Origin of the sequence: Trinickia sp. NRRL B-1857 (genome assembly GCF_050470685.1) — a bacterium.
Taxonomy (GTDB): domain Bacteria; phylum Pseudomonadota; class Gammaproteobacteria; order Burkholderiales; family Burkholderiaceae; genus Trinickia.
In genome coordinates, this window is sequence record NZ_JBFLUK010000011.1 from 916,715 (window position 1) to 942,124 (window position 25,410).

Here is a 25,410-nt window from a genome sequence, read left to right on the forward strand (position 1 = left end):
CGAACGGCTGATCCTTTGGATCCGGCGCCGCATGGACGAGTTCGGCATCACACCGGAAGCCATCGCGGAATCGATCCAGCAGGATCTAGAAAACCAGCCGCGTTACAGAGACGCTCGCGGCAACGAATGGAGCGGAAAAGGCGAGATGCCCGATTGGCTGCGTTTTGCCAAAAATGCCGGCGTCGATCCCGATTTCTTCCGTATCGAATCGCCGCCGCAAAAAGCGGCTGCAAACGGCAAGATCGATTCCACGCAGCTCGACTTGTTCTTTTAGCCGTCTTAGCTGGCTTAGCCATCGATCTCAAAGCGCCGGAACACGATCAGTTTGATCCGGTCGAGGAGAAGCGCGAAGAGGGCGACGGCGCAGATCAACGCTCCAACGAACCGTAATGGGACGGCGGCCATCAGCGTGCCGGTCATGGCCAGCAAACTCACGAGGACGACGTCGATTGCACTGGCCCATGCCATGAGCGTACCCGGTGCGAATGACCATATCGGCCCGTCGTTGCGGAGTACGTAAATATTGGCCTGCGTCGTAAATACGAGCAGCAGGAATACCATCGTCTGCATCTGCTCGGCGCTGAGTCCGAACCGCGCGCGCGTGACCGCATACAGCGAGAGCGTGAATGCGAGCGAGAAGGCCGCGAGCACCGCCGCGGCGCCGACCAGTTGCCGGACCCGCCAGCGTTGCGGCTTGGCGGCGGGTTGGACGCGGTCGGCGGCGATGCTCATCGTCACAAAATCATTGGCGAACAGCAAAAGCACGATGAGTCGAGGTGAGATTACAAAGCCTTTCGTGAACCACAGACCGAGCGTCAGGAAGACGACGATCTCAAGTGTCTTCACTATTTTGTTAAGGATGTACGTGAGCATGCGCCGGTGAACTTCGCGACCGGTACCGACTACCGTCAGGACCCCGCCGAGGCCCGGGTCGGTCAGCACAACGCCCGCGGCGGCCTTGGCCACGTCTGTCGCACTCGCGACTGCAATCCCGAGTTCGGCCTGTCGTAGCGCGGGCGCGTCGTTGACGCCGTCGCCGGTCATCCCCGTCACGTGCCCGGTCCGTTGCAGCGCGCTGACTATTGCATGCTTCTCTTCAGGCAGCACGCGCGCGAAGATGTCGCATTGTTCGGGGTGCCGTAGGTCGTCTTCGCTCGGAACGCAGATTCGCGCGCCGAGGCCGAGTCGTTGCCCGATTGCACGCGCTGTCTCAAGCGCGTCTCCGGTGGCCATGCTTACCCTCACGCCAAGTCGACCAAGCTTCGCGATAAGCTCGGCCGCGTCCTTTCGGGGCGGATCCGCGAGGCCGATCAGCCCGATAGGGCGCATTGCTCCCGCGCAACCCGCTGCAACCGCGAGCACGCGCGCGCCCCCGGCGGCAAGTTCCTTCCCTATGTCCTGCGCGGCTTTGCGCTGCACCTCACCGGCGCCGCAATGTTCGAACAGGGCGCCGGTCGCGCCTTTCGCCGCGCGCCACTCATGCCCATCGATTAGATAGACGCCTTCGCTGAAACGCGTCGCCGGATCGAAGGGATGGAATTGCGTACGCGTGGGCAGCACGGGAGCTTGCGCCTGGCTTCTATATGCCGCCAGAATCGCCAGGTCTAGCGGATCCTGCGATGCGTCATCGCTGGCTAGCGCGGCCGCGCGTAAGACGGTGTTCTCGTCGAAATCTCCCAATGCCTTGACCCCCGCGACCGACAGCGTGTTTTGAGTCAATGTCCCGGTCTTGTCGGAGAGTAGCGTGTCCATGGCCGCGGCTTCCTCTACCGCAGGCAGCCTTGTCACTAGAACGCCCTGTTTCGACAGGCGTGTGCTGGCGATAGCCGTGGCCAACGTGTAGGTGGCAGGCAATGCGACAGGAACGGACGCGACGAGCAGCAGCAATGCAAAGACCACGGTATCGCCGAGCGGTAGAGCATGAATCCCGGCATAAACGATGACCAGCACTACGAGCACTAGATCGAATGCGACAAGGCTTTTCACGATCGAGAAAATCGTGCGTTGCATGTGGCTGGGGGCGCTCGACGTGCGCACGAGTTCCGCGGTTCGGCCGAAGTACGTCCTCGAGCCCGTGGCGGTCACCTCGCCGCTGGCTTCGCCCTGATGCACGATCGAACCCGCATAGGCGGGTTGCCCGGGGCCCGTATCGACGGCCAGAGATTCCCCGGTGAGAGCCGACTGATCCAGCGTGACGGCCCCGTCGAACAAGATCAGGTCCGCTGGGACGATGTCGCCGGCTCGCAGATGCACGATGTCTCCGGGCACCAGTTGCGCGGACGGATAACGGTTCCATTGCGCGTCGCGCAGCACACGTGCGTTGACCTGGAGTTGGCGTCGCAGCAAAGCCAGCGCGTCCTGTGCGCGCTGCTCTTGAATGAAGGCGACGAGGGCGTTGAACGCTAGCAGAAAGAGGATGACCAATGCCTCCTGACCACGATGAAGCAGCATTTGTAGCGCAATCACAGCTTCAAGCATCCAGGGCACGGGCCCCCACAGCTTGCTCAGAAGTTGGCGCCATCGCGGGACCCGTACCTCGTCGATCGCATTGACGCCGTACGATTGCAGGCGATGTTGCGCGTCGACCGACGTGAGTCCTCTCGCTCGGTCGGTGACCGGCGGGGCTTTTTCTGTGCCGGTGGGTGGATTGGCTGCGGTTGTCATCGTAAGTTTGGTCCGCAATGGTCTAGACGCGCTGTTTGAGTCGATCGTTCGCTAAGAGAAACCTGCAACAGAGTGCAATATCCGCCATACAGAATGAAGACCGCACTTCGACGCAGGCGCATTGTCGACGATAGGGCGGCGTACGTCGAACTTTCCAAATCGGCCGAGCGGCGCCGACGCGCCGTCCGGCCCGGCCACTGCATCGAAGGGATGCTGGCGTCGGCGTGCCGTTGACACCGTTCTCGCTCAGCCCGCGGCGACAACCTCCCCCACAAAATCCGCATACCGGCGCAAAGGCCGTCCCAGGATGGCTTCCAGCTTAGCCACGGCGCCATCGGCGCCTTGCATGCCGATTGTTTGAATGCCTTCCATCATGAGGCGCATATCGTACGCGAGCCAGCTCGGACCGGACGAGGCCGTCTGCCCTTCGAAGGCGGCGGTGTCGTCTCCGCCGTAATTGACGTCGCGACCCAGTGCGCGGCGCCATACCTCGGCCGCGGAAGCGCCCGTCAGCACTTCTGGTCCAACCAAGTCGAGCGTCACGCGTGCAAGCGGGGCGGGGGCCCGGTCACGGCGCAAAAGTTCGGCAACCGCGATGTCGGCGATATCGCGCGCATCGATCATCGCGACGCCCGACGAGCCGATCGGCATCGGATAGACGCCGTAGCCTTGGATGACTTGCTGCACCATTCGCTCGTTCTGCATAAAGTAGGCAGGGCGCAAGACGGTCGCGGCCATATCGAGGCTTTCGATCATGCGCTCGACCGTATGCTTGCCGGTGAAGTGCGGGACGTGGGTGTACTTGTCCGCATGAATCACCGAAAGGTAGACGATGCGCTCGATGCCGGCCTCGCGAGCGAGGTTCAGCGCGATGAGGGCCTGCGTGATTTCGTCGGGCGTGACCGCGTTCAGCAAGAACAACGTGCGCACCGAGGACAGCGCGGCGCGCATCGACGATACATCCGTCAGGTCGCCTACGACTTCTTCCACGCCGGCAGGCAAGCTTGCCTTGCCGGCATGGCGAACGAGTGCTTTAACGTCGGCACCCGCATTGGCCAGGCCTTGAACGACGAGAGAACCTACGGTACCCGTGGCACCAGCGACGAGAATGCTCATGTGAATCTCCTGAAAGTGTGAGAAGTGAGTTAGCGCGAGAAATCGGCGACAGCCTTGCCCGCATGCGATTCGGTTCGATTGCGCTCGATGGCGGCGGGAATGTGCTCGAAGTCCACCACCTCGGTTACGTTCGACTTCAGCGTGCCGTTTGCGACGTCGGCCGCCAGCTTGTCGAGAAGCGCGGCGTCCGGTTTATTGATGAACCACAGCCCTCGGCGCCCGGCCGGGGTGCGCGCCAGGATCTCGGGCGACGATGTGCCGACGATCGCGCCGGCCGGCGTCAGCACTTGCCAAGAGCGGTCGAGCACTTCGCCGCCGACGTAGTCGAGCACCAGATCGATATCGCGTGCGATCTCCTCGAAACGTTGCGTCCGATAGTCGATGACGTAATCGGCGCCGAGACTGCGTACGTAGTCCCCATGTGCGCCCGCGGCCGTGGCAAAGACCTCCGCGCCCGCCTGCTTGGCGAATTGCACGGCATAGCCGCCCAGCGCGCCGGCCGCACCATGGATCAAGACACGCTGGCCCGAGTGAACGGGACCTGCATGGTGCAAGCTCTGCCAGGCGGATACGGCGGCTACGGGAATAGCGGCCGCATGGACGTCGTCGAGTTGTTCAGGGGTACGAGACAAGTTCGCTTCGTCCACGGTCACGAAATCCGCGTACGCGCCGAGGCCGCCAAGCGAGCCCATGACGCGGTCGCCGGCACGAAAGCGCGTGACGCCTGGGCCGACGGCCTCGACGACACCCGCCAGTTCGATCCCGAGTACCGCCGGAAGCGGCAACGGAAAGGCGTCGCGGACATAGCCCTCGCGGACCTTCCAGTCGAGACCGTTGATACCGGCGGCTCGCACGTGGACAAGTACTTGTCCTTCCTTCGGCTCCGGCTTGGCAATATCGGCTACTTCGGCGGCGCTCGCGTCGCCATAGGCTCGGATCAGTACAGCGCGTTGAGTCGTCTTCATTTCAAATCCTCGTTGTTGAGTGGCGGTGAGGACAAGATAAGGTGTTGCGAAGTTAAAACGAAGGCGCGAAAATGTAGACACGTCGTTTCAAAACTGGAACACCATGGATTTGAATGCGCTTGCCGACTTCGCGTTGGTTGCAACGAACGGGGGATTGGGGAAGGCCAGCCGCGCAAGCGGTAGGTCGAAGGCGACCTTGTCGCGTCGAATCGCCGATCTCGAAGAGCAACTGGGGGTGCGCCTCATCGAACGCGGCGCCCGCGGACTCAAACTGACCGAAGCCGGCGAGAGGTTGATGGCGCGCACCGAAGGGCCGATGCATGAGGTGGCCGAAGCGATGACGGCGGCGCGCGAAGGGCTATCGACGCCGCGCGGATGCTTGCGCATCGCCTCGCCGGTATTGTTCTCCCAGCTTGCTATGGGGGGCATTTGCGCCGAGTTCTGCGCCACGTACCCGGAAATCACGATCGACTTGGTGGCGGAGGACCGGATGGTCGATCTCGTCGAAGAGCAGTTCGACGTCGCCATTCGCATCAATCCAAGCCCCGATAGCAGCTTGGTAGGGCGGTGTTTCGCGAAGGACCGGCTCGTGGTCGTGGCCGCGCCGTCGATACCGGTGCCGCACTCGGGCGCCGTCGCCTCGGTTCCGAGCGTCGTATTCTCGAATTTCGAGCCTACGCAATGGAGCCTCGACGATGGCCGTTTGGTGCTGCAACCCGTTCCAAGGCTCAGGCTTTCCTCGTTCTTGACGATTCGCGACGCGGCCGTTGCCGGCGCGGGCGCCGCGTTGATCCCTCAGTCGATCGCATGGAGCCAATTGACTCGCGGAGAGCTAGTCCAGTGGGGCACTGTCTCCGATGTCGAGGTCGCGCTGTGGGTGCTCCACACTTCGCGCCGCCTGCCGTCACCGAAGGTTCGCGCGTTCGTGGAATTCATCTGCAACCGATATCCGGAAGCGTCGCTCGTCTTGAAGGGGTGACGGATCGGGACGGAGCCGGCTGCCTGCACGCATTAAAACCTTTCTTCTAGCGTCGCACTAAGTATTGCTCGTGGGTGCTCCGACCCTGTACACTGCGACGAATGGAAACGAGCTTCGTACCCTTCTCATCGGTTGTGGCGCACAAGCACCTGCACGTTCAGTGCGGTGACGCGCTTGCGCCTGCCGTTTCCAAAGACAAAAAACAGCCGCACGTCTGACCGGTGCGCTGTGCCGTCGGACGCGCGACGGGACAGCATCAAGCCTTCTCTACTTTGCCCTTCCCGGCGCCTCCCTCGGATTCGATTCGGTCATGTTTCGAGGTGAAGGAATGTCGATTTTTTCCGGTATTTGGATCCCGCTCATTACGCCGTTCAATGCGGGCGCGATCGACCATCGCGCGCTTGCCGCGCTCGTTGCTCGCTGTCGCGATGCGGGGGTAGCGGGTTTTGCGGCGCTCGGCACGACGGGCGAACCCGCTGCGATGACCGAGGAGGAGCAAGACGCGGTGCTCGCAACGATTGTGGACGCGGCCGAAGGCTTGCCTGTCATTGCAGGCGTGGCGGGCAATCGAGCCGCCGCGTTGCGCGAGCGTGTTTTACGGCTGAGCGATAAGCCGATCGACGGTTTGCTGATCACTGCGCCGTATTACATTCGCCCGTCCCAAGCCGGCATTCTCGATCATTTTTCGACGTTGGCCGAGGCGAGCGCGAAGCCCGTCGTGCTCTACGACATTCCCTACCGGACCGGCGTGCGGATCGAACTCGACACGTTGCTCACGCTTGCCGCGCATCCTCGCATTCAGGCGATCAAGGATTGCGCCGGTTCACCCGAGACGACGTTGGCACTGATCCTCGACGGCCGGCTCAAGGTCCTGGCCGGCAACGACGACGCCATGTTTGCGTCGATGTGCATGGGCGGCGCCGGCGCGATCGCCGCGACCGCCCACGTACGGACCGAGCGCTTCGTCGCGATGCACGAGGCGCTTGCGCGCGGCGATCTCGCACAAGGCCGGGCGATCTATCACGAGTTGGCGCCGCTCTTGCGCGCATTGGTCTCGGAGCCGAATCCGGCACCGGTCAAGGCCGCACTTTCCGTGCAAGGTCAGATTGCCAACGAATTGCGCGCGCCGATGATGCCGGCGAGCGATGCGCTCACTCGTGAATTGGCAGCGTTGCTGGCTGCATGACGGCTTGTTCCGACGAAGGCTCGGCGCCCGCTCCGCTGGCGAGTGCAAAGCCTTCGTCGATCCAACCGGTCACGCCGCCGATCATGATCTTCACGGGCCGGCCGAGCTTTGCCAGCCGTATCGCGCCGCGAGTCGCACCGTTGCAGTGAGGGCCGGCGCAATATGTGACGAAAACGGTATCGGGCGCATATTGCGCGAGCTTCGAGGCGATGATCTTGCCGTGCGGCAGGTTGATCGCTCCGGGTACGTGTCCTGTGGCGAAGAGCGAAGGGCTGCGAACGTCGAGCAAAACGAAGTCGTGCTGGCCCTTCACGACGAGCGCGTCGTACACGTCGGCACAATCGGTTTCGAAGCGCATCGACGATTCGAAGTGAGCGAGTGCCGCTTCGCTGGGCGCGGGAGCGATGGCGGTGACGGCCGAACGGTTTTGCATGATTGCCTCTTTTTGTCGTTTGCTGATGTCGCGATCGGTTGGAACGCATGAGCATTATCTCGATCTAGCCGGCAGGGCGGCAGTGGCGCAATCGTCAATCTCCGGTAACATCGCGCCATGCAATCTCATCTCGTCGTGGCCGTCGCATACGATCGGCTTTGCACTTTCGAGTTCGGCTGCGTTGTCGAACTGTTCGCGTTGCCTCGCCCCGAACTGAAGGTCGAGTGGTATCGCTTCGCCGTTTGTGCCGCCGAAGACGGGCCGATCCGCGCCGCAGGCGGCATCACGCTCTGTGCGCCGCACACGCTAAAGCTACTGGATCGCGCCGACACGATCGTCATACCCGGCTGGCGCGACGCGGACGAGCCGCCTCCCGAACCGCTGCTGCGCAAACTGCGCGCGGCGGCGCGTCGTGGCGCGAGACTGTGTTCGATCTGTTCCGGCGTATTCGTCTTGGCGGCGGCCGGCGTGCTCGACGGCAAAACGGTGACGACGCACTGGCGTTACGCCGAAAAGCTCAAAGCCTGCTATCCGGCGCTGACGGTCGAGCCCGACGCGCTCTATGTCGACGAAGGTTCCGTCGTCACATCGGCGGGCTCGGCGGCGGGCCTCGATATGCTGCTGCATTTGGTGCGGCGCGACTACGGCTCCGCCGTGGCCAATCGCGTGGCTCAGCGGCTCGTCGTTCCGCCGCATCGCGAAGGTGGGCAGGCGCAATACGTCCCGAGGCCGATGCCGCCCGAAGACGACGGCGGCCGGCTCGCTCGGTTGATCGATTGGATGCGTGCGCACGCGGCGGTGGAGCATACCGTCGAGTCGCTGGCGCAGCGGGCATCGATGAGTGCAAGGACGCTGCAAAGGCGCTTTCGCGAAGCGACCGGCTTCGGGCCTTACGAGTGGTTGATTCGCGAGCGGATCGCGTTGGCGAAGGACATGCTGGAGACTCGGCCGCGCTTATCGATCGGCGCCGTCGCGGAGCGAGCGGGCTTCGGCTCGGAGGAATCGATGCGCCGGCACTTCCGGCGCATCGCGATGACAAGCCCTGCGGCGTATCGTCAGCAATTCGCACAACCTCGCGCGGCGCGTTGATTGAAAAAGCGGGAAGCGGCGCGAGGCCGTTCGCTAACGGCGGCCGCTATCGGTTTCCGTCGAGACGAACGTCGTCAAAGCGCGCCGAATGTCGTCGATGACGCTATCCCAATCGCCAAGACTCGGTTGACGGAACAGCCGTGCACTCGGGTACCACGGCGTATCTTCGCGCTCCAGCATCCAGCGCCAGCAGGTATCGAGCCGATTCAAGATCCACACCGGCTTGTTCATCGCGCCGGCCAAATGCGCAGTCGATGTATCGACCGACACCACGAGATCGAGATTGTCGACGAGCGCCGCGGTATCGGCGAAATCGGCAAGCTCGCCGGTCCAATCGATCACACGCCGGCTCGCTTCGTGCCGTTCGCGCAACTCGGCCAATTGCCGCTCGGCTTGCTGGCCCTTTTGCAAGCTGAAGAATTGAATGCCCGGCGTTTCGAGGATCGGTGCGAATCGATCGACATTCAGCGATCTGCGCGCGTCGTTCTTTCTCAACTCGGGCACATGCGGGCGATGCCCGCCGGCCCATACCAATCCGACTTTCTTCACGGGCCCGGGCACAGTGGCTTCGATGCGCTCTCGCCATTGCTTCGATGCTTGCGGATCGGCGAACAGGTAAGGGGTATCGGCCGGGATCGTCGATATGACCGTGCCGAGCGCGAGCGGTAGGCTGAGCAGCGGGCAGTGGTAGTCGAACGCCGGCAACGGGTCGCCGGACGCGACGAGTGCGTCCACGCCCGCGAGCGGCCCGAGTAGGCGTATGAGTTCGGGCTGGACCTCGAGCACGACGCGCGCGCCTTGCTGCGCCACGAGCGCGGCATAGCGGCAAAACTGCAACGTATCGCCTAAACCTTGTTCGGCGTGAAGCAAGATCGTCTTGCCGTCGAGCGATTCATCGCCGAGCCATAGCGGCGCATCGAATGCGCGCCGGCTCGGCGCGATGCGCCTGCGTTGCCATCGCCATTCGTATTCCGCGAAGCCGGCTTCGAGCTCGCCCATCTGCAACAGGCACAGCGCACGGTTCCAGTGCGTTTCGGCGGAATCCGGCGTTAGTGCGAGCGCGCGCTCGTAGGCCGCGAGCGCATCCGCATGCCGGTTCATATCGACGAACGTCAGGCCCAAGTTATTCCATGCATCGGCAAAACTCGAAGCGGTAGCCAGCGCTCGCTCGTAACTCGCTTGCGCTTCCTGGGGGCGGTTTAGATCGGATAGGGCATTGGCGCGATTGCTCCATGCCTCGGCATAGTTCGGACGCAGCGCGAGGGCTTTGTCGCAACTTTCGAGCGCTTGCTCGGGCAGCCCCATATCGCGCAGCGCGCAACTGCGATTGCTCCACGCTTCGGGAAATTCGGGTTTGATCGCGAGCGCTTTGTCGAAACTGGCGAGCGCTTCGTCGGGCCGGTTCAGACCCGCCAGCGCGACGCCGAGATTGTTCAGCGCGTCGACGAAACCGCTCTTGAGCGCCAGCGCGCGATTGGCGGCCGTGAGGGCCGCGTCGTGGCGGCCGATCGCGTTCAATGCGAACGCCAAGTTCGAATGCACGGGGGCTTGCCGGCTATCGATTTCGAGCGCTCGGCTTAACAGCGCGATGCCTTCCTCGTACTGCTTCGATTGAAGCGCCAATGCGCCCATTAGCTGGAGCGCGTCGAAGTGGCGAGGGCGTAGCGCGAGGATTTCGCCGTAGGCGGCTTGCGCTTCGGCGAAGGCACCGTTTTGCTGAAGCTCGACCGCTTCACGAAGCAGATTGTCGATGTGGCGCGGACTGCCGGGTTTGCTCATGGAATCGATATTCGGCCAAACGAGGCGCCTAGCGTGCGGCCGATCGAGCAATACGGATCGGCGCGCCCGGCGTAGGCTAGACAGCCTCGATTATCGCCGATGCGAGGGCGGGACGCGATGCCCACCCTCGACGTTCATGTCGCTACAGCGATCGGATATCGGTCGTCGGTGCTTGACCGAAGGCATCGGAAAGCAGGTACTCGACCAACTTGGCGGCGGCATCAAAGGGTGACGTCAATTGCCCGGTGCGCTTGAGCTCGGCGAAACGCTCGCGTTGCGGGAAGCGCGATTCGTCGGTGCCACGAATCTCGCCTTGCATGTCGGTATCGACGACGCCGGGCGCCACGCTCGCGATGCGCAACGCCGGTTCGCCGTCGAGCGCCGCCGCGCGGGCATGGTGATCGAGAGCGGCTTTCGTCGCGCAATAGACGTTCCAGCCCGCGTACGGATTGCGCGCCGCACCGCTCGAGATGTGCGCGATGCGCCGATCCTGCAAGCCGGCTGTCACGCCCGAAAACGCACTGGCAAGCATCAGCGGCGCGGCGACGTTGAGCGCCACCGCGCGACCGACGTCGGCCGGCTGCTGCACGGCGCATGGGCCGATCGGCGCGACCGTCCCCGCGTTGTTCACGAGCAGGGCGCGCTCGGCACCGCGCAAGAACGCGGCGAGCGTGTCGCCGGCCAGCCATTGCGCGAGCGCATTGCTATCGGACAAGTCGAGTTCGACTTCTTCGAAGCGGCCGGGCAGGGCGGTCGCGGGCGCGCCCGGCGCCCGGCGCGAGCGCGCCACGCCGAGCACGTCGATGCCGCGCGAGCGCAACGCATCGACGAGCGCCGCGCCGAGGCCACGCGTGTGCCCGGTGACGATGGCTCTAGTAACCGGATGAGAGTGGCCAGTCATATGCGTTCAAGCCGTTTCGAGCGCCGGATAGTCGACGTAGCCTTGCGGGCCCGCGGCGTAGAACGTCTCGGGGTTCGGTTTGTTGAGCGGCGCATCGAGCTTGAAGCGGGTCGGCAAATCGGGGTTCGCGATAAAGAGTTGGCCCCATGCGACGGCGTCGGCCTCGCCCGCGTCGAGCGTTTGCTGCGCGGACGCCTTCGTGAACTTTTCGTTCGCGATGTAGACGCCGCCGAACGCTTGCTTCAGCAGCGGCCCGAGGCGGTTGTCGCCAAGCGACTCACGCGCACAGATGAACGCGATCTGCCGTTTGCCGAGTTCGCGTGCCACATAGCCGAACGTCTCGGCCGGGTTCGAATCGCCCATCGTGTGCGCATCGCCGCGCGGCGCGAGATGCACGCCCACGCGGGCCGCGCCCCAGACTGCGATGCATTCGTCGACGATCTCGAGCAAGAGCCGTGCACGGTTTTCGATCGGGCCGCCATAGGCGTCCGTGCGCTGATTCGTGCTGTCTTGCAGGAACTGATCGAGCAGGTAGCCGTTCGCGCCGTGGACCTCGACTCCGTCGAAGCCGGCGGCCTTGGCATTTTCCGCGCCCTTGCGGAAGGCTGCGACGACATCGCGGATCTCGTCGAGTTCAAGTGCGCGCGGCGTGACGAAAGGCCGTTGCGGGCGCACGAGGCTCACATGGCCGCTCGGTGCGATCGCGCTCGGCGCGACGGGCAATTCGCCGTTCAAAAAGATCGGATCCGATACGCGGCCGACGTGCCACAACTGCAAGAAGATGCGGCCGCCCGCGGCATGCACGGCGTCGGTTACGATCTTCCATCCGGCTACTTGCTCGTCGGACCAAATACCCGGCGTCGAGGCGTAGCCGATGCCTTGCGGCGTGACGGAAGTCGCTTCGCTGAGAATGAGGCCGGCCGATGCCCGCTCGGCGTAGTACTGCGCCATCAACGCATTGGGCAGGCGCTCGTCGCCGGCGCGTTGCCGCGTGAGCGGGGCCATGATGATGCGGTTCGGCAAAGTCAGGTCGCCGACAACGAGCGGATCGAACAAAGTAGGCATGGCAAGTTTTCCTTATGTGCGCGGCGCGACGATGCGCGGGCCGCGGTACGGTGCAAACAGGGACACGATCGGTTGATTCGCCGGCGAACGATCGAGGTCTCGCGCAATGCGGGCCTCAAAGTTCGTTGCGCAGCGATGCGAGAAACGCCTCGATGACGGCTTCGTTTCGCTTGAAAAAGCTCCACTGGCCGATCCGCTTCACGGTGACGAGCCCCGCGCTTTGCAGCGTGGAGAGATGAGCCGACACCGTCGACTGCGATAGCCCGCAACGGGCATTGATTTGCCCGACGCAGACGCCGCAGTCGAGCGGCAGCTCCTGCTCGGCGAAGTAGGCGCTCGGCTCCTTGAGCCACGCGAGAATTTCGCGTCGCACCGGGTTCGCGAGTGCCTTGTGGATGGCATCGATATCTATCGTCATTTCACGCAGTTCGGACGATCGCGCTTCGCGCGGAATGCACCGAAGCAGAGATCGATCGTCGTTGGTAGAATCTTATATCGCTTTTTAACGATGTATGCAAAGACCGCGTTGTCTAAGGGGGCGATAGGCCGCGCTGATTGGTCGGGCGATTTGCCTCGCCGCACGCGCCGGCGCAAAGACGGGTATGCTCGCCGGTCGGATTTGTCGTGAGCCGCATCGGCTTGCGCGCGGGCATCGGGATGACGGGCGCTTGTTCCTGCCGAGCAGACAAGCGCGGATTTTTCTGGCGGAAAGCAGGGAGTGTCAGATGGAAAACGTGACTTACACGGATACGCAGCTTTTGATCGACGGCCAATGGTGCGACGCGGCCAGCGGCAAGACCATCGATGTCTTGAATCCGGCGACGGGGCAGGTCATCGGCAGGGTGTCGCATGCCGGTATCGCCGATTTGGATCGCGCTTTGGCTGCTGCCCAGCGTGGCTTCGAAACGTGGCGCAAGGTACCCGCGCATGAGCGCGCGGCCACGATGCGCAAGGCGGCGGGGCTGGTGCGCGAGCGTGCCGCGACGATCGCCCAATGGATGACGCAGGAGCAAGGCAAGCCGCTCACCGAGGCACGGCTGGAAGTGCTCGCGGCAGCGGACATTATCGAATGGTTCGCCGACGAAGGGCGGCGCGTGTACGGCCGGATCGTGCCGCCGCGGAACCTCTCGGTCCAGCAGACTGTGGTGCGCGAGCCGGTCGGTCCCGTCGCCGCGTTCACGCCGTGGAATTTCCCCGTCAACCAGGTGGTGCGTAAGCTGAGCGCCGCGCTTGCGACGGGGTGCTCCTTCCTGGTCAAGGCGCCGGAGGAGACGCCGGCTTCGCCGGCCGCGCTGCTGCGCGCGTTCGTCGATGCCGGCGTGCCGGCGGGCGTGATCGGCCTCGTGTTCGGCGATCCGGCTGAAATTTCCTCTTACCTGATCGCCCATCCGGTCATCCGCAAGGTGACGTTCACGGGTTCGACGCCGGTCGGCAAGCAACTCGCGGCGTTGGCCGGCCAGCACATGAAGCGGGCGACGATGGAGTTGGGCGGACATGCCCCCGTGATCGTGGCCGAGGATGCCGATGTCGCCCTTGCCGTGAAAGCGGCCGGCGGCGCGAAGTTCCGCAACGCGGGCCAAGTGTGCATTTCGCCGACGCGTTTCCTCGTTCACAACAGCATTCGGGAGGCGTTCACGCGCGAGCTCGTCAAGCATGCGCAGAGCCTGAAAGTGGGCAACGGCCTGGAAGAGGGCACGACGCTCGGCGCGCTCGCCAATACGCGCCGGCTGGCGGCGATGACGTCGGTGATCGAGAACGCGCGCACGTCGGGCGCTCGCATCGAAACCGGCGGCGAGCGGATCGGCTCGACGGGCAACTTTTTTGCGCCGACGGTCCTCTCGAACGTGCCGCTCGACGCCGACGTCTTCAATAACGAGCCGTTCGGGCCTGTGGCGGCGATTCGCGGATTCGATTCGCTGGACGATGCGATTTCGGAAGCGAATCGACTGCCGTTCGGTCTGGCTGGCTATGCCTTCACGAAGGCGTTCGCCAATGTCCATCTGCTGACGCAGCGCTTGGAAGTCGGCATGCTGTGGATCAACCAGCCGGCGACGCCTTGGCCCGAAATGCCGTTCGGCGGCGTGAAGGATTCGGGCTACGGCTCCGAAGGCGGCCCCGAAGCGCTCGAACCTTACCTCGTCACGAAATCGGTCACGGTCGCGGCCGTTTGAGCGATTTGCTTCGATAGCGACGGCTTGCCGTCGCGGCGCGACGCCCGGTGCGCTCGGGCGTCGCGCCGGCAAATGACCTAGGGGAAATCGCTGAATATCGATGTTCGGTTGGAGGAAACTGCCGCGTTATGACGATCGACGCAATCATTTCGCCGATATTCGCTCCTACTCCAGCGGCAAAATATCACTTCCTTACCGTACAAGTGATATCGAGGTTGCCGTGGTCTCCGTCGACTTGCTGATTGCCTTCGTCGCCGCGCTTATCGTCGTCTACGCGATTCCCGGCCCCGACATGGCCCTGATCCTCCAAACGAGCATCGCTCGCGGCACGCGGCGGGGCCTGACTGCCGCCGGCGGACTCGCGGTATCCCGGGCGACGCATGTCACGCTCTCTGCGTGCGGCGTGGCAGCGCTGCTCAAAGCCGCGCCGTGGCTCTATGAAGTCGTCCGCTATGGCGGTGCGCTGTATCTGGCTTACGTCGCGATTCAAATTTTCCGTTCGCCGTTGTTCTCGTTGCCGCCGAAGGGCGAGGGCGAAAGGCTGGTGGACGAGAGTGGGGCGGGACGTCAAACCTTCGTCAAGGGGCTACTGACGAACCTGCTGAACCCAAAGGCGCTCCTCTTTTGCTCGGTGCTGCTGCCCCAGTTCATCCGGCCGGCGACGGGGCCCGTTGCGCTTCAGGTGACGGAACTCGGCGTCGTCTTGGTTTTGGTCGGTGCGCTGTTCGACACGTTGTACGCGGTCGGCGCGGCGCGCATCTCGACGGTGTTGCGCAAGTATCCGCTCGCGCAAACGCTCCAGCGCTGGACGTTCTCGGCTGCCTTGATTGGCTTCGCGCTGCGCCTTTCGCTCGATTGAAAACCGGCCGCTCGGCGACGGCGGCGCACCCCGCGCCCGCCCGTCGCCCGTGAGCGGCCGATTCGCTTAGGCCATGCGCCCGAGATAATCGAATTTGCCGAGTTCGACACCGTTGTGACGCAAGATCGCGTAGCTGGTCGTCACGTGGAAGAAGAAGTTCGGCAACGCGAAGTGCAGTAGGTAGACCTGTCCGACGAACTCATGCTTGCCGCTCGGCACCGTCAGCGTGACCGTGCGCGATTCGCTGCCTTCGAGTTTCGAGGCATCGAAGCTCTTCAAGTAGGCGATCGTCTTGTCGATCCGCTCATACAGCTCATCGAAGGTTTGTTCCGTGTCTTCAAATTTAGGCGGCTCGACGCCCGCCAGCCGCGAGATGCAGAACTTCGCCGCGTCGGAGGCGATCTGCACTTGCCGCGTCAACGGATGCATATCGGGGTAGAGCCGGCTCGACAGCAGGATCGAGGGCTCGAAGTGCTTCGTCAGCGCGTGATCGTGCGCCTTCTGGAGGACCGCGCGCAGGTTCGTTAGCCCGCGAATGAAAACGGGCACTGAAGCATCGTAAATGGACAGGGACATGTCGAGTTCTTCCTTCTTTTGATACGGGACGTTTTCGAACGATCGGGCCTAAAGCCTCGGCTCGGCAGCGCGCGGACGGCGCATCGCGTACCGCTGCGCGCGCCATGATATGCCGATGCGGCAAGCTTTGCTGGCCGCCCCCTTGTCGATCGGCCAACGCTGCGACGAACCCTGCCCGTCCAGCTTGGCGATGCACTACACTTTGAGCAGTTGTCCGACGAATGCGATTGTGTCTCGCTTGCAGGGGTGGTCGCTTTGCCGCCGGCGCGCGCAAGGCGTAAGGAACTGCACGGTGCTAGCCGGTGTCGGAGCTTTTTCGCGTGTCCACTGCGTGAGGAGCGTCATAGATGACCAAAGCGAGACAGCAGCTCGCCGGTAGCGAGCGTGTGGCAGTCGAAGATTCGAAGTGCCTCGGGCCGATCGACCCGAAGGAAACGTTGTGCGTTCTCGTCACCCTGCGCCGGCGTGGCGAGCACGAGTTAGAACAGTTGGTGCAGCGCATCGCCACCGGGCAGGAGGCCCAGCCGCTTACGCGCGAAGCGTTCGCGCAACGGTTTGCCGTCGCGCCGGAAGACCTCGCCAAGCTCGCGGCGTTCGCCCGCGAGTACGAACTCAAGATCGACCGGCAAGATCTCAATGCGGCCAAGGTCGTCATGTCCGGCACGGCCGAGCATTTGCAAGCGGCATTCGGCGTTGAATTGTCCCACTACGAGCACCCGCGGCTCGGCAGGTTCCGCGGCCGCACCGGGTGCATTACGATCCCGGCCGAAATTGCCGATGTCGTGACGGCTGTGCTGGGTCTCGACAACCGTCCCCAAGCCCGCCCGCATTTTCGCCTGCGCAGCGATCACGGGCCGATCATCGCGCGGGCCGCCGAGCAAGCCTTCACCCCCATCCAACTGGCCGGCCTCTACGACTTCCCCGATGGGGATGGGGCCGGGCAGTGCATCGGCCTGATCGAGCTCGGCGGCGGCTACGACGCATCGGATCTGTCCACCTATTTCAGCGGTCTCGGCGTACCTGCGCCGGAAGTGGTGTCCGTTCCCGTCGACGGCGGCGCGAACAATCCCACCGGCGACCCTAGCGGTCCGGACGGCGAGGTGACGCTCGATATCGAAATTGCCGGCGCGGTGGCGCCGAAAGCGAAGATCGCCGTCTACTTCGCGCCGAATAGCGATGCCGGATTCGTCGATGCCGTCTCGCAAGCATTGCACGATTCCGCGAACAAGCCGTCGGTGTTGTCGATCAGTTGGGGCGGTCCCGAGAGTTCGTGGACCGACCAGGCGGTCGCAAGCTTCAATGACACGCTGCGTTCGGCGATGGCGCTAGGCGTCACCATTTGCGCCGCGTCCGGCGATAGCGGTTCGAGCGACGGCTCGCAGACCGGCAGGGACGATGTCGACTTTCCGGCGTCGAGCCCCTATGTGCTTGCCTGCGGCGGTACGCGGCTTTCCGCGAACGCGGGTGCATCGACGATCGCCGGCGAGGTGGTCTGGAACGATGGGGCCGGCGGCGGCTCCACGGGCGGCGGCGTCAGCGCTCGGTTCGCGTTGCCGGCCTGGCAGCAGGGGCTGCGCGCGGCACGCGTCGGCGGGCCGGCCGTCTCGCTCGCCAAGCGCGGCGTGCCCGACGTCGCTGCCGACGCCTCGCCCGCGTCCGGATACGAAGTGTTGATCGACGGGCAATCGATGCCGGTCGGCGGAACAAGCGCCGTGGCGCCGCTTTATGCGGGGCTCGTCGCGCGTATCAACGCAATCGCGGGGACCGCCGTGGGATTCGTGAATCAAAAGCTATACGGCGCATCGAACGCATTCAACGACATCACGTCGGGGAACAACGGCACCTATGCAGCCGCGGCGGGATGGGATGCGTGCACCGGGCTCGGGAGTCCCAAGGGCCGTGCGATCGCCGCCGCGTTGGGCTCGTCGGCCAACGCGGCGCCGCCGGCTTCGGGCGGCTCGCCGCAATAGCGGCTGGGCGGCCGGGCATCAAGGCAGTCAGGCACTTCGGCAGTTCGGACGGTCAGGATTATCGCCGGCGCGCTTCGGGGGGGCGCAGGCATATCAGCAGCAGTTCGTCAACGCAGCCGCGCGAGCGCTCGAATCGCACGCCGGCCATAACTGATGGAGCGAGTACGATGAATTCCGATACCGGCAGCCCGCAATCGTCTCACAATGCTCACGCGCCGTCGCCGGGCAGGGCCTCGATGCCGCAAGCGTTCCTTCGCCGACAGGACGATCAACCGTTCCAAGACGATGTCGCCTACGGCAACGGGCCCGACGATTCCGTGACCGATGCGAGCGAGAGCGCGGCGATCACGCACCACACGATCACGATCGCCGGCCGAAAGATTGCTTACACGGCAACGGCCGGCCACCTCGTGACGGTCGACGAATCGAGCTCGAAACCGAATGCGAAGATGTTCTACGTCGCATTTACCGAAGACAACCAAACGGAACAATCGCGTCCCGTTACGTTTTTCTACAACGGCGGTCCGGGGTCGTCCTCAGTCTTTGTGTTGCTGGGCTCGTTCGCACCGAAGCGCATCAAAACATCGATGCCGAGCTTTACGCCGCCCGCGCCGTATTCGCTCGAGGACAATCCCGACAGCTTGCTCGATAAGAGCGACCTCGTTTTCATCAATCCGGTGGGAACAGGGTATTCCGCGGCGATCGCGCCGAACAAAAACCGCGATTTTTGGGGCGTCGATCAGGATGCCCGCTCCATCAAGCAATTCATCAAGCGCTTTTTGACGAAGAACGAGCGTTGGAATTCGCCCAAATATCTATTTGGCGAGTCTTACGGTACCGCGCGCAGTTGCGTGCTCGCGTACCTGCTTCATGAGGACGGCATCGACCTCAATGGCGTGACGTTGCAATCGTCGATTCTCGATTATGCGCAGGCGGGCAATCCCGTCGGCGCATTGCCGACCGCCGCGGCCGACGCGTGGTACCACAAGAAGCTCGGCGTAGCGCCGTCGCCGACCGATCTCGGCGCGTTCGTCGAAGAAGTCGCGCAATTCGCCCGGACCGATTACATCGCAGCCCTGCGCAAGTTTCCGCAAACGGACGACGCTGTGGTCGAAAAGCTCTCGCAGTACACGGGCATCGACAAAACGACGTTGCTGGCCTGGAGTCTCGACATCGCGGGCTACGACAGCCGCGGCAATTCGCTGTTCCTGACCACGCTGCTCAAATCGAAGGGCGTAGCGCTGGGTTCCTATGACGGCCGCGTCACGGCGATCGATACGGGCATCGCCGGTCAGATCGATCCGAACTCGGGCGGCAACGATCCGACGATGACGGCGGTATCCGGTGTCTACACAACGATGTGGAACGAGTACTTGAATGAGCAATTGAAGTACACGTCGACGTCCTCGTTCACCGACCTGAACGACCAGGCTTTCCTGAATTGGGACTTCAACCACACCGATCCGACGGGGGCGCAAAAAGGCAAGGACGCGCAGGGGAACGTCATCTTGTATACGGCGGGCGATCTGGCGGCGGTCATGGCGCTGAACGTCGATTTGAAGGTGCTGTCCGCCAATGGCTTCTACGACTTCGTCACGCCGTTCTACCAAACGGTCCTCGACTTGCAACAAATGCCGCTCATCGAGCAAACCGTGCGCAACAACCTGTCGGCGCGGTTCTACCCGTCGGGGCACATGGTCTACCTCGACGGCGGTTCGCGCACGGCCCTGAAAGCCGATCTCGCCAAAATGTACGATGCCGTCGGCGCCGATGCTCCGGCCATGGCGCGCGTGCGTACGTTGCAAGAGCGACATCGGGCGTGAGGCGGCCGGCGCTTGATGTGAAGGCGGCGGCGCCGAAAAGCGCTGCCGTCTTTTGTGATCGATTTTGCGTCCGAAGCATCGCAATTCGGTCGCCTAATTACAGTTCTATTGCGGTTCCATCTACGGCTAAATTAAATATAACGGGAGCAGGCACGGCTATTGCTTATGCTGTGCCCGCTATGTCCAAAGGTCATGGCAGATTTGGCGTGCAACGCGCCGTCGGAAACACCGCGGAAGCTATGCGCTTTCCGCTCGCGACCGATGAGCTTGCCGCGCCCACGACAACCGTAAGGAGGATTCAGTCCGTGGCGACGTACAAGGAATTGCTAGCAAGAAAACAAGAACTCGACGCCGAGATCGAAAGGGCGCGTCAAGCCGAGGCCCAAGTCGCCCTGGCGAGCGTGCGCGAAACTATCGCCGCATTTGGATTCACCGCGGAGGACTTATTCGGTACCCGTCGCAAGTCGCGTGGCGCAGCGAACGGCGCGCCGCGTTTCCGTCACCCGGAAACGGGTGAAACATGGGGCGGGCGTGGTCCGCGCCCGCGTTGGTTGAAGGGCAAGGACCCGGAGCAGTTTCGCGTTAGAGAGTAAATGCGCCGGGGCTGACTAACTGCGCGGCCGACTGTAAAATCGCGTCTTGTTTCTCGTAAGTTTTTCCGGCCGTTGCTTGGCCGTCGATAACAAGATTAGACCTCGAGCCGCGCCGCCATGTCTCATTCTATTTTGCTTGTCGAGGACGACGCTCGTCTGTCCTCGCTCGTCGCGGGATATCTGCGCAAGCACGGCTATGACGTTCATACCGTCTTGCATGGTAACGAAGCGGTACCGGCCATCGTCGAGTACCGCCCCGATCTCGTGGTACTCGATATCAATCTGCCCGGCAAGGACGGCTTCGCGATTTTGCGCGAGGCGCGCGAGCGTTTCGACGGCGTGATCATCATGGTCACCGCGCGCGACGACCAATTCGACGAGGTGCTCGGCCTCGAGTTCGGAGCGGACGATTACGTTCATAAACCGGTGGAACCACGGGTGCTGCTCGCCCGGATCAAGGCGCAGTTGCGCCGGGCGCCCGTACGCAGCGCCGATGCGAGCGAACAGCCGGAGTCCTATCGGTTCGGCAAATTCGAAATCAGTCGAGCGACGCGCACGGTGCGCTTGCCGGACGGCAGCGCCCCCGAGCTGACTTCGGCCGAATTCGATTTGCTTTGGGCGCTCGTGCGCAGCGCCGGCGAGGTGGCGAGCCGCGACGACTTATTGCGCGAATTGCGTGGCATCGGTTTCGACGGCTTGGACCGTACCGTGGACGGCTGCATTTCGCGGCTGCGGCGCAAGCTGGGCGATGACGCCACCAATCCGCAGCGGATCAAGACCGTACGCGGCAAGGGCTATCAGTTCAGCAAGGTTGTCTGGGAATGACGCCGGCATCCCCGCCCGACGGTGCGTCGTTGTCCAAGTATCGCTATTGCAAATGGCGTTGGCTGCGTTTTCGCCGGTCGTGGACCGATACGCGCGCCGATCGCATCCCGAGCTGGTCCAAGCTCTACTTGCGGGCCTATTTGCATGTGCTCGGTCTCGTGCTCGTGGTGGTCGCCTTTGTGCTGGCCATGTTGGCCTACGGTCTAGGCCCGGGCGTGTTGCGGCAGGCCATCGCGGCGTTGCCCGGTGGGCTATTGCCGATAGGCGGTGTGGCCTGCTTAGCGACGGCTTACTCCACATACCGCTGGATCCGGCCGATCTGGCTCGATCTCGTGATGGTCCGCGAACGGGCGATCGATTTCACGGGCGGGCGGTTCAACACGCGCGCGCGCGAATCGCATAGCGTCTTCATCGGCCCGCTCGCGCGCACGCTGAACGCGCTGGCCGAGCGTATGGAGCGGCTGATCGCCGCCCAACGGGATCTGACCAACGGCATCTCGCACGAGTTGCGCACGCCGCTCGCGCGCACGCGCTTCGCGCTCGAGGCGTTGCGCGAGCCGGGTTCCGCCGCCGAGTACGAAAACGCCATCGCGAGCATCGAGCAAGACGTAACCGAGCTCGATGAACTCATCGATATGAGCCTGACGTATGCTCGGCTCGAATACAGTTCGTTGCAGTCGAATCTGGAGCCCACGCCGCTCGCGGCTTGGATAGAAGCCCAAGTGCGCGATTCGGCCGTGCTCTACGCCGACAAAGCCGTGGCGCTGACGGTCGAATTGGACCGTCAAGTGCGCGTTACGATGGACAAGCGCCTCATGTCCTACGCGATCCGCAACTTGCTGCGCAATGCCGGTAAGTACGCGCGCGCAAGTATCGACATCAACCTGACGATCGCGCACGGCAACGTCTTGATCGCCGTCGAGGACGACGGCCAGGGCGTATCGGCTGCGGAGCGCGAACGGATTTTCGATGCATTCGTGCGGCTCGATCGGCATACGGGTGGCTACGGTCTCGGGCTTGCCATCACGCGGCAAGTGCTGCATGCGCACAACGGCCGCATTGCCGCCGCCGATCCGCAAGTGCTCACCGGGGCGCGGTTCGAACTTAGTTGGCCCGCCGCGCAAATATAAGCCGCGCAAATGTAAGCCGGCAAAGGCTCATATGGGTCGACGTACGGGTGGGCCTGTCCGGGCACTCGGGCCGATCAGGCCGATCAGGCCGGTCGTTCGGCGTTCGCGGTGAGCGAGATCGTCCGGACGAGCTCGATCGTGCGGCGGTACAACGCATCGAACCGCGTGCCAAGCTGCTCGAGCACCGCCGCCTCGCCCTCGATCGCTCGCGCCTCGATGTCCGCGCATAAGTCTCCAAGCGGCAACGCGCCGATCGAGCGCGACGACGATTTCAATTTGTGGGCGATCGCCGCCGCTTCCGAGCCGCGGCCGGCAGCGAGGCGCGCACGCAAGTCCTTGGCGAGCTCGGATGAGCATTCGGCATATTCGACTAGGAGCGCCTGAACGGTCTCCATGTCGTCGCCGACGATCTCCTTCAAGACGTTGATGTCCACGATCGCCCGGTTCTCGCCTGCATCTTCGTCGAACGCCACGGCATCACGCTGGGAGGCCCCAAGCGCCGCGCAGACCGAATCGGCGTGTCGATCGAATGCCGGCGGGGCGCATAGCGCCGCTTCCGCGTGGGTTTCGGTTCCGGTCTCGGCTTCGGTCTCGGCTCTGGCGCCGCTCGCGATCGCGTTGCCCGGGACACCGGCACCGCGCGGATGAGTCCATTGCGTCAACGCTTGCGCGAGCAAGTCCAGCTTGAGCGGTTTGGTGAGATAGTCGTCGATGCCGAGCGCCTTCGCCCGGTTCGCTTCGCCGGTAATCGCATTGGCCGTGAGCGCGACGATCGGCACGCGATCGCGCGCATCGTGCGCTTCCTCGGCGCGAATCGCCTGGGCGAGTTCGTAGCCGTCGCGCCTGGGCATGTGCAAATCGGTCAGCACGAGCGTGTAGGGTTTCGCTCGCCACATTTCGAGCGCTTGTTCGCCGTCGACGGCCATGTCCGCCGCGTAGCCGAGCAGCGCCAGTTGCCGCGAAATCACACGGCGGTTGACGTCGTCGTCTTCCGCGACGAGGAGCATGACGCCTTCGTTCGCGGGCAAACGCGAGAGCAGGTCGTCGCCCGCTTGCTCGCGCCCGAGCGCTCCCGTATCGGCTCGGCCCGCCGCCAACGCGACGGCGTCGATCAGCACGCGCCGCCGCAGCGCCTGCGCCCCGATGGAGACCGTGTTGCCCGTGCGTGTCGTCAACATGACGCTGCGCGGCGCGGCGATCAGCACGTCGCCGATCAGCGCGGCCGCTTCGCGCGACGCGCTCGCCGCGACGCTACCCGCCGAGCAGTGCGCGTCGTGCACGAGGACACGCGGACCGTCCGCGCGGGCGAGCGCTTGCCGCGCATCATAGGCATCGGCCGCGATCTCCACTTTCGCGCCGGCGTGGCGCAGGTAATCGGCCGTGTCGTCGCAGCGCCAATCGTGCGATGCAACGACGATGCAAGCGAGCCCGGACAGGTCTGCGAGCTTGCGCTCCTCCGCTCCTTCGACGCTATGCAGCGGCAACGCGACCGAAAATACGGATCCGTGCCCCGGCTCGCTTTGCACCGTCAGCTCGCCGCCCATCAGCGAAACCAGTCGGCGGCAGATCGCAAGACCGAGGCCCGTGCCGCCGAAGCGGCGTGTCGTCGATGCCTCGGCTTGGCTGAACGGCTGAAACAGCTTGGCCATCGTCTCGGCGGTCATGCCGATACCGTTGTCGACGATGTCGAAGCGAACGAACGGCGTGTCGCCGGGCGCGAGCGTCGCGCGTAGTCCGACGTTGCCTTGCACGGCGCTGCGGCCCGCCGAAAATTTAATGGCATTGCCGACGAGGTTGTAGAGGATCTCGCGCAAGCGCGTATCGTCGAACATCGCGCTCGGCGGCAGGGCGGGCGAAACATAGGTGCGCAAGGCGACGCCGCGTGCATCGGCCACCGTCGCGAGCGAAGAGGCCATGCTGTCGACGACGTCTTCGATCGAGGTCGGCACGCAATCGATCTGTAACTTGCCGGCTTCGATCTTGGAGAAATCGAGGATGTCGTCGATGATCTTGAGCAGCGCCGAAGCGCAGTCTCGTATCGTGCACACCATCTCCTTTTGATCCGCCGGCAACGTCGAGCGCGTCAATACCTCGGCCATGCCGATGACCCCGTTCATCGGCGTACGGATCTCGTGGCTCATGGTGGCGAGAAATGCGCTTTTCGCGCGCGATCCGGCTTCGGCGTCGGAACGCGCTTGCTCCAGCTGCACGCCTTTGGCGATCTCGCGATCGTGCGCCGCGGCGAGGTTCCACAGCAGCGACTTCGTCCGTTTTTCCGTCGCGAGGATCAATACCGTGAGGAGGACCGCTGCCGTGAGCAATAGAAGGCTGCGCGTTCGCCATGCGGCAAGATATTCGTTCGTCGAATAGCCAACGGCAACCGCCAGCGGATAGTCGCTGAGCGTGCGATAGCTGACGATGGAATTTCGGCCGTCGATAAACGAGGCGGTGCGCAAGTCGCCCGAGCGCGAGCGGGCAAGTGCGCGCCGGAACGGATCGTTCGGCGGCAGCGTGGCGCCGACTGCTTGGTCGCGGCCCGAGCGCAGCGCGCGCACGACATAGTCGTTCGTGCCGACGACGGCGACTACGCCGTCTCTGCCGATCCGTAGCCCGTTATAGAGTTCGGTGAAGTAGCTCGGATCCACCGAGACGACGACCACGCCGAGAAACCGCCCGTCGAGCGAACTGATTCGCTGCGAGAGTTGCAGCGACGCCTTGCCGCTGATGCGGCCGACGACGGGACGGCCGATCATCAAGGCATTGCTGGGGTTATGCACGTGGATCTGGAAATGCTCGCGATCGGATAAGTTGATGGGCGTAAAACCGGGCACCGTCGAGGCGCGCAGATAGCCTTGCGAGTCGATCACGGCGACCTGCACGAATACATCGAGCTTGAGCAGCCCCGAACTGACGTAATACGCGAGCGGAATCGAAACGCCATCGTTTTGCACTTGCCACGATACGAGCGCGGCGACTTGTTCGGCTTCACGGATGACGCGGACGGTGTGGGCCGATAGTGCATCGGCGAGTGCGGTGGCGCCTGCGCGCGCACTGCGCATTTCGGCGTTCGCGTCCCAAATCGTGAGTGCGCCGAATGCGAGCCATAACGCCGCGATGAGCAGCAGCGTTTGCAGCTTCACATGGGTGAATCGCCGGCGCAACGAATTCGGCGACGAATCGATGGCGGGCGGATCCGTTGGGTCCGAGGGGTCGAGCGGAGCGTCCATGGTTGATGGATGCGGTAGTCAGCCGGAAATGGGCGTTTCTCGCCCGAATAATCCGGACT

General features: G+C 63.7%; 21 protein-coding genes. 11 read left to right on the forward strand and 10 right to left on the reverse strand.

The genetic code is table 11. The annotated features are described in order from the left end of the window. Positions 1-31: 31 nt before the first annotated feature. Positions 32-274, forward strand: coding sequence for an H-NS family nucleoid-associated regulatory protein (locus AB1286_RS25160; protein WP_430365948.1), 243 nt, complete (start codon positions 32-34; stop codon positions 272-274). Between the two features lie 14 nt (positions 275-288). On the opposite strand, the gene AB1286_RS25165 is transcribed toward AB1286_RS25160, so the two are convergent. From AB1286_RS25165 to AB1286_RS25175, 3 genes are all read right to left on the reverse strand, one after another. Then, complete coding sequence (locus AB1286_RS25165) at positions 289-2,664, reverse strand: plasma-membrane proton-efflux P-type ATPase (RefSeq protein WP_430365949.1); 2,376 nt, start codon at positions 2,662-2,664, stop codon at positions 289-291. A gap of 246 nt (positions 2,665-2,910) precedes the next feature. After that, positions 2,911-3,780, reverse strand: a complete 870-nt coding sequence (locus AB1286_RS25170) for an NmrA family NAD(P)-binding protein (RefSeq protein ID WP_430365950.1) — start codon at positions 3,778-3,780, stop codon at positions 2,911-2,913. 29 nt (positions 3,781-3,809) lie between these two features. After that, positions 3,810-4,745, reverse strand: a complete 936-nt coding sequence (locus AB1286_RS25175) for an NADP-dependent oxidoreductase (RefSeq protein WP_430365951.1) — start codon at positions 4,743-4,745, stop codon at positions 3,810-3,812. Positions 4,746-4,848: 103 nt separating this feature from the next. Between AB1286_RS25175 and AB1286_RS25180 the strand changes: the two genes are divergently transcribed. Together AB1286_RS25180 and dapA are read left to right on the forward strand one after the other, a co-directional pair. Further along, the gene (locus AB1286_RS25180) at positions 4,849-5,724 is read left to right on the forward strand and encodes a LysR family transcriptional regulator (RefSeq protein ID WP_430365952.1); all 876 of its coding nucleotides are present in this window, start codon (positions 4,849-4,851) and stop codon (positions 5,722-5,724) included. Between the two features lie 328 nt (positions 5,725-6,052). Beyond that, positions 6,053-6,910 carry a 4-hydroxy-tetrahydrodipicolinate synthase gene (gene dapA / locus AB1286_RS25185; protein ID WP_430365953.1) on the forward strand — a complete coding sequence of 286 codons (858 nt, stop codon included), beginning with the start codon at positions 6,053-6,055 and terminating at the stop codon, positions 6,908-6,910. Here the strand turns inward: dapA and AB1286_RS25190 are convergent. Continuing rightward, entirely contained in the window at positions 6,876-7,343 is a 468-nt protein-coding gene (locus AB1286_RS25190; RefSeq protein ID WP_430365954.1) for a rhodanese-like domain-containing protein, read from the reverse strand. The genes dapA and AB1286_RS25190 overlap by 35 nt on opposite strands. A 117-nt stretch (positions 7,344-7,460) precedes the next feature. Here AB1286_RS25190 and ftrA point away from each other — a divergent pair, with 117 nt between their 5' ends. Next, the gene (gene ftrA / locus AB1286_RS25195; RefSeq protein WP_430365955.1) at positions 7,461-8,432 is read left to right on the forward strand and encodes a transcriptional regulator FtrA; all 972 of its coding nucleotides are present in this window, start codon (positions 7,461-7,463) and stop codon (positions 8,430-8,432) included. Positions 8,433-8,465: 33 nt separating this feature from the next. On the opposite strand, the gene AB1286_RS25200 is transcribed toward ftrA, so the two are convergent. The 4 genes from AB1286_RS25200 to AB1286_RS25215 all read right to left on the reverse strand — a co-directional run bounded on the left by AB1286_RS25200 (position 8,466) and on the right by AB1286_RS25215 (position 12,595). Then, positions 8,466-10,211 carry a tetratricopeptide repeat protein gene (locus tag AB1286_RS25200; RefSeq protein WP_430365956.1) on the reverse strand — a complete coding sequence of 582 codons (1,746 nt, stop codon included), beginning with the start codon at positions 10,209-10,211 and terminating at the stop codon, positions 8,466-8,468. Positions 10,212-10,353: 142 nt separating this feature from the next. Next, on the reverse strand, positions 10,354-11,112 hold the full coding sequence (locus AB1286_RS25205) for an SDR family oxidoreductase (RefSeq protein WP_430365957.1): 759 nt from the start codon (positions 11,110-11,112) through the stop codon (positions 10,354-10,356). A gap of 6 nt (positions 11,113-11,118) precedes the next feature. Further along, positions 11,119-12,177: an alkene reductase gene (locus tag AB1286_RS25210; RefSeq protein ID WP_430365958.1), complete on the reverse strand. Its 1,059-nt coding sequence runs from the start codon at positions 12,175-12,177 to the stop codon at positions 11,119-11,121. 115 nt (positions 12,178-12,292) lie between these two features. Beyond that, positions 12,293-12,595, reverse strand: coding sequence for an ArsR/SmtB family transcription factor (locus AB1286_RS25215; protein ID WP_430365959.1), 303 nt, complete (start codon positions 12,593-12,595; stop codon positions 12,293-12,295). Positions 12,596-12,902: 307 nt separating this feature from the next. Between AB1286_RS25215 and AB1286_RS25220 the strand changes: the two genes are divergently transcribed. Together AB1286_RS25220 and AB1286_RS25225 are read left to right on the forward strand one after the other, a co-directional pair. Next, positions 12,903-14,348, forward strand: a complete 1,446-nt coding sequence (locus tag AB1286_RS25220; RefSeq protein ID WP_430365960.1) for an NAD-dependent succinate-semialdehyde dehydrogenase — start codon at positions 12,903-12,905, stop codon at positions 14,346-14,348. Positions 14,349-14,568: 220 nt separating this feature from the next. Continuing rightward, the gene (locus AB1286_RS25225) at positions 14,569-15,207 is read left to right on the forward strand and encodes a LysE family translocator (RefSeq protein ID WP_430365961.1); all 639 of its coding nucleotides are present in this window, start codon (positions 14,569-14,571) and stop codon (positions 15,205-15,207) included. Positions 15,208-15,273: 66 nt separating this feature from the next. On the opposite strand, the gene AB1286_RS25230 is transcribed toward AB1286_RS25225, so the two are convergent. Next, on the reverse strand, positions 15,274-15,783 hold the full coding sequence (locus AB1286_RS25230) for a DUF1993 domain-containing protein (RefSeq protein ID WP_430365962.1): 510 nt from the start codon (positions 15,781-15,783) through the stop codon (positions 15,274-15,276). 347 nt (positions 15,784-16,130) lie between these two features. Between AB1286_RS25230 and AB1286_RS25235 the strand changes: the two genes are divergently transcribed. The 5 genes from AB1286_RS25235 to AB1286_RS25255 all read left to right on the forward strand — a co-directional run bounded on the left by AB1286_RS25235 (position 16,131) and on the right by AB1286_RS25255 (position 22,124). Beyond that, complete coding sequence (locus AB1286_RS25235) at positions 16,131-17,753, forward strand: S53 family peptidase (protein ID WP_430365963.1); 1,623 nt, start codon at positions 16,131-16,133, stop codon at positions 17,751-17,753. A 167-nt stretch (positions 17,754-17,920) separates the two neighbouring features. Next, positions 17,921-19,576 (forward strand): S10 family peptidase, encoded by a 1,656-nt coding sequence (locus AB1286_RS25240; protein WP_430365964.1) that lies wholly within the window; start codon positions 17,921-17,923, stop codon positions 19,574-19,576. Between the two features lie 305 nt (positions 19,577-19,881). Continuing rightward, positions 19,882-20,169 (forward strand): H-NS family nucleoid-associated regulatory protein, encoded by a 288-nt coding sequence (locus tag AB1286_RS25245; protein ID WP_430365965.1) that lies wholly within the window; start codon positions 19,882-19,884, stop codon positions 20,167-20,169. 117 nt (positions 20,170-20,286) lie between these two features. Beyond that, positions 20,287-20,994, forward strand: coding sequence for a winged helix-turn-helix domain-containing protein (locus tag AB1286_RS25250; protein ID WP_430365966.1), 708 nt, complete (start codon positions 20,287-20,289; stop codon positions 20,992-20,994). Next, a complete protein-coding gene (locus AB1286_RS25255) occupies positions 20,991-22,124 on the forward strand; it encodes an ATP-binding protein (protein WP_430365967.1) in 1,134 nt (377 codons plus the stop codon). The genes AB1286_RS25250 and AB1286_RS25255 overlap by 4 nt, the downstream gene beginning before the upstream one ends. Positions 22,125-22,207: 83 nt before the next feature. Here AB1286_RS25255 and AB1286_RS25260 read toward each other — a convergent pair whose 3' ends face one another. Next, complete coding sequence (locus AB1286_RS25260) at positions 22,208-25,351, reverse strand: ATP-binding protein (RefSeq protein ID WP_430365968.1); 3,144 nt, start codon at positions 25,349-25,351, stop codon at positions 22,208-22,210. Between the last annotated feature and the right edge of the window lie 59 nt (positions 25,352-25,410).